At 47.8% G+C, this 758-nt stretch carries 1 protein-coding gene; it reads left to right on the forward strand.

The features are described 5' to 3' along the window. Positions 1–45 precede the first annotated feature (45 nt). Positions 46–758: bifunctional helix-turn-helix transcriptional regulator/GNAT family N-acetyltransferase (locus tag R7P74_RS26080; protein WP_318123548.1), on the forward strand; the 713-nt coding region annotated here is incomplete at its 3' end.

Consider the following 758-nt stretch of genomic DNA (forward strand, 5'->3'; position numbering starts at 1 on the left):
CAATTAAATTAATTGCGATGCGCAACTTATTATAGGTAACTTAAGATGAATCCTCGTCAGCTCAGACATTACTCCCGACAGACAGTCCGCTTGTTAGGTATGCTTGATAAACAATGTGGCGAGGTTACCCTCACCCCAGTACAAGCTCATGCCTTGGGCGAGATCCAATTACAGCCACTGACTATCAATCAACTGGCGCAGCAGCTTAACGTAGATAAATCCAATGCCAGCCGCACCGTAACTGCTCTCATCAAGCAGAGCCTGGTTGAGAGCATCGAAAATCCAAAAGACAAGCGCAGCCAGTTCATAGCTTTGACCGAGCAAGGCCAACACGCGCTATCTCAACTCGACCAACAACAAAATACTTTCTTCGAATCATTGCTATCCCATCTGGACGAAAACGAGCAGCAACAGCTCAAACAAGGGCTTGAAGTGTATCTAAAAGGCTTAACCAAAGTATGCCAAGCAAACCAATTTGTTCTTCGCCCACTCAGCAAGGCCGATAACCCACAAGTCGCCGACGTGATTCGTCAGGTTTCCGCGGAATATGGTCTAACCGCAGACAAAGGGTACGGCGTCGCAGACCCAACACTTGATGACATGTATTCTGTGTATAACCAACAAGGTGCCGCTTATTGGGTGATTGAGCACAATGGCGTCATCGTCGGTGGTGGTGGTTTTGCTCCACTAGCAGGCGAACCTAACGTGTGCGAACTACAGAAAATGTACTTTTTACCCCAAACTCGTGGACACGGCTT

This window comes from Vibrio sp. 2033 (genome assembly GCF_033339735.1).